Below are 3,915 nucleotides of genomic sequence, written 5' to 3'. Positions count from 1 at the left end.
CGCGGGCGGCGCTCGGTCTTCCAGGCGACACACCTGTCATGGCCTGCACTTTGTCGTCGCAACACTTTCTCCAGGCAGGCACCACGCCCCCCGACAGACCTCGCAAAAATCGAAAAATCCTGATACCAATTACATTTCGCATTTGACAATCATTATCATTGTGAATAGCTTGTCGCACGTCGTAGGAAGCTTCCCTGCCCCGGGTGCCTCCTCCCCCTTTGTGACAAGGTGATTTCCATGGCGGAACAACTATCCACAAGTAAGTGCGATTCACCATTACTGCAGGCCTTCGTAGACAACCGCAGCATTCTGGTCAAGATTGCAGCGCGCATTACCGGCTGCCGCTCGCGTGCCGAAGATGTGGTGCAGGACGCCTTCTTCCGGCTCAGCGCCGCTCCGCAGATAACCTCGTCGTTCAAGGCGCAGCTGAGCTACCTGTTCCAGATCGTGCGCAACCTGGCGATCGACCATTACCGCAAGCAGGCGATGGAGCTGAGATACTCCGGCAGTGAAGAGGAAGGCCTGAATGTGGTCATCCAGAACGCCTCGCCCGAAGCCACCCACATCAACCTGGCCGCGCTGGACGATATAGCCGAAGCGCTGAACCAGTTGCCCCAGCGCACCCGCTATGCGTTCGAGATGTACCGCCTGCATGGCGTACCGCAGAAGGACATCGCCAAGGAACTAGGCGTGTCGCCGACCTTGGTCAACTTCATGATCCGCGATGCCCTGGTGCATTGCCGCAAGACCGCCAACCGGCAGGGCTGACCCTAGCTGCAAGCTTCAAGCTACAAGCTACAAGCTTCAAGTTAAAAGAAAAAGCCAAAGCAGAACGCGATCGGCTTTTGCTTGTAGCTTGCAGCTTGTAGCTTGCAGCTTGCAGCTTGCCGCTCTGGCCATCAGGCGAGCCTGCAACGATCGAAGAACCGCTCCCGCCCCAGAATCATCAGCGCCGCGCGCTTGTGCGGGAAGTCGAACTCCTTCTCGCAATGGAAGCACTGGTCGTGCATGTAGCCGATCATCTTGCCATTGTCGGCACGCGGCTCGGCGACCACCCGCTGGGTACGCGGGTCATCCAAGAACAGGTAATGCACCAGCGCCGATAGCCAGCTGGTGACCTTGTGGGGCCCACGATGGCTCTGCTCCCCGACCAGCATGTGGATGCCGCGGTCGTAGTCATCAGCTGGGTAGAACGGTGCAATGCGATCCTCCTTGGCCCAGTAAGCCTCGAAATAGGCAAATGGCTGATCGTCGAAGCAGCCAATCAACGTCAGGGTATGCGGGTCGGCCTCCAGCTTGGCCAGGTACTCGCGGTGCTGGGCAAGCGTGCCGCTTTCCTGCCAGAACGCCTCCACGCGCGGGTCGTTCTGCCAGCGGTTGAAGCGCTCCAGGTCATGCTCGATGTCCAGGGTGCGCAGTGACACCCAGCTACCCAGCCGCGCATCGAAGCGCCGATAGACCTCGCCACGGGGCTTGGGCGCCCGCCGCGGGTGGCGCTTGCCGTTGCTGATCTGCATCTGCTGCGGGTAGGGGGCAGCCAGCGCCTCACCCAGCCAGGGCTGCGGCAATTGCCAGAACAGCGCGCGCTCGCACAGGTACTGCCCAGGCACATCGCCCACCAGCAGCAGGCCGCTGGCCAATGCCTGCGGCACCACCTCGGGCAGGTGCCAGGCCAGGCGCTGGCAGGCACTGTCACGGGACAACAGCCAATAGCAGGCCGCCCACAAGGCTTGATAAGGGCGCTCGGGGCACAGCTGCTCAAGGTGTACCTGCAAGGTTGGACCCGCCTGCAGGCGCACCTGCGCCAGCGGGCGGCCCTCCAGGGTCAGGCTCAGCCTGTTGGCCCCCTCCTCGGCACTGAGGCTGCGCCAACGTGGCGGTGACTGTGGCTGCGAAGCGGCATCGAAGGGCATGGGTGGGTCTCGCGAAATGAACAAAGGGCTCACTGTCGAGAACGATGCCACGCCGCGGCAATTTAGTCCTCGGGCGCACTGACGGCGATGCGGTAAGGCTGGAAAATGCGCGCCAGTTCACCGCTATCACGCAAACCTCTCAACAGTTCAGCGAACGACCGCTCGCCAATGGGCGCGGCGGGCCGCAGCAGCGCGTAGTGGTGGTAAACCTGATCGATGCGCTGCGATGCAACCAGTTGCGCACGGCTGGACGGGTTACGTGCCAGGAAGTCACTGAGGTAGGAGCGCGTGACCAGGGCAATGTCGGCGCGGCCCGCCTGCACCATCAGCAGGTTGCTGTCGTGCGAATAGGTCAACGTCGCATTGTAGGCCTTGCGCAGGTAGCGCGGGTCGGCGTTGAAACCGGCGAACGCATAGTGATAGCCGTTGAACAGGGCCAGGCGCTTGCCCTTCAGGTCATCGAAGTAATGCGGGGCGCGCCCGTCCACCTGGCGGGCCACGAACACTTCGGCATCTTCCAGGCCCATGTCCACCTGTTGATGGGGGATCTGCTCCCAGCCCCACTGCGGGTTCTCGAAAATGGCCATATCGGTACGGCCCTGCTGCAAGTCACTGAAACGCCGCTGGATGGAAGTGGGCACCAATACGAAGCGGTAGCGCTGCTGGGCACGGTTGAGCGCAGCGACCAACTGCGGCAACAAGCCGATATCGGCGCCCTGCTCGGGGCGCACCGTATACGGCGGGAAATGCGCGGCACCGACTTTCACCTCGATGGCACCTGCCGCGCATGCCGGTACGGCCAACCAGTAAACAGCCAGCAACATGAGGGTGGACAAGGCCTTCAGGCCGGGCGCAAGGGTAAAGGCGGACATTCATCACGGTTCATGCCTGGGTTCGCTTAAGCTAGGCGTTTTACCGGGGCGGCACAACTGCTGCCTCCGGCTTTCGTGCCCCTCGATACGCCATTGGCGGTGACAAAACGGGCGGCAAAATGCCACGAGGTGCCGGATGCGCCGAGTTTGGCTACGCTCTAGCAGGATCTGCAAGGGAGCCTGGTATGGGCCATTGGTTGGTGATCGACCTGGAGGCCACCACCGATGAGGGTGGGTGGCCGGTCACGGAGATGGAAGTCATTGAAATCGGCGCGAGCCTGGTCACCCGCGAAGGCCGTGAGGTCGACCACTTCCAGCGTTTCGTGCGCCCGCGGCGGCGCCCGCAGCTGACCCCGTTCTGTCGCGAGCTGACCCACATCAGCCAGGCCGACGTCGATGCGGCCGCGCCGTTTCGCGAGGTATGGGCCAGCTTCGAGCACTGGCTCGGGCAGCATCGTGAACAGTTGCAGGCCTGGGTCAGTTGGGGCGACTACGACCGCCAGCAACTGCATCAGGAATGGCACCTGCACGGCGTGGACAGCCTGCTGCGCACGCTGGCGCACATCAACCTCAAGCAACGCTTTGCCAAGGCCCGCCACCTACAGCGCCCTGCCGGCCTGAACGGCGCCCTGCAACTGGCTGGCATGCACTTCTGCGGGCAGCAGCACCGGGCCCTGGAAGATGCGCGCAACACAGCGCGGCTGCTGCCCTTGAGCCTGCCCGCCGACGGGCCCTGAAAGCAGATGACGAGGCCATTGGGCTTGGGCATACTGGCCAGCCCTTTTTCCTCCCCTTTTTCAGGAGACGCCCATGTTCCAGGTCAACGAGTACTTCAACGGGACCGTCAAGTCGATCGCCTTCACGGGCGAAGAAGGCCCGGCCACTGTCGGCGTGATGGCCCCGGGCGAATACGAGTTCGGCACCGCCAAGCGTGAAATCATGCACGTGGTGTCGGGTGCGTTGATCGTCAAGCTGCCAGGCAGCGACAACTGGGAAACCTTCAAGGCGGGCGACACGTTCAATGTACCGGCTGACAGCAAGTTCCAGCTGCAGGTGAAGGTCGACACCGCCTACCTGTGCGAGTACCGCGACTAAGCGTCAGCCTGCACCCGCCCTATCGCCGGCAAGCC

Annotated in this window: 5 protein-coding genes; 3 read left to right on the top strand and 2 right to left on the bottom strand. The window is 62.6% G+C overall.

The genetic code is table 11. The features are described from left to right. Nucleotides 1–237: 237 nt before the first annotated feature. Nucleotides 238–768 carry an RNA polymerase factor sigma-70 gene (locus tag G1E_RS25955; RefSeq protein WP_009684812.1) on the top strand — a complete coding sequence of 177 codons (531 nt, stop codon included), beginning with the start codon at nt 238–240 and terminating at the stop codon, nt 766–768. 131 nt (nt 769–899) lie between these two features. Here G1E_RS25955 and G1E_RS25950 read toward each other — a convergent pair whose 3' ends face one another. Next, nucleotides 900–1,913 (bottom strand): GNAT family N-acetyltransferase, encoded by a 1,014-nt coding sequence (locus G1E_RS25950; protein ID WP_009684813.1) that lies wholly within the window; start codon nt 1,911–1,913, stop codon nt 900–902. Nucleotides 1,914–1,975: 62 nt separating this feature from the next. Further along, complete coding sequence (locus G1E_RS25945; protein ID WP_009684814.1) at nt 1,976–2,785, bottom strand: ABC transporter substrate-binding protein; 810 nt, start codon at nt 2,783–2,785, stop codon at nt 1,976–1,978. Between the two features lie 185 nt (nt 2,786–2,970). Between G1E_RS25945 and G1E_RS25940 the strand changes: the two genes are divergently transcribed. Further along, on the top strand, nt 2,971–3,522 hold the full coding sequence (locus G1E_RS25940; protein WP_009684815.1) for an exonuclease domain-containing protein: 552 nt from the start codon (nt 2,971–2,973) through the stop codon (nt 3,520–3,522). Nucleotides 3,523–3,595: 73 nt separating this feature from the next. Then, a complete protein-coding gene (locus G1E_RS25935) occupies nt 3,596–3,880 on the top strand; it encodes a pyrimidine/purine nucleoside phosphorylase (protein WP_009684816.1) in 285 nt (94 codons plus the stop codon). Nucleotides 3,881–3,915: the final 35 nt, after the last annotated feature.

Origin of the sequence: Pseudomonas sp. TJI-51, assembly GCF_000190455.2 — a bacterium.
GTDB classification, from domain to species: Bacteria; Pseudomonadota; Gammaproteobacteria; order Pseudomonadales; family Pseudomonadaceae; genus Aquipseudomonas; species Aquipseudomonas juntendi.
This window is presented reverse-complemented; position numbering and strand designations above follow the sequence as displayed.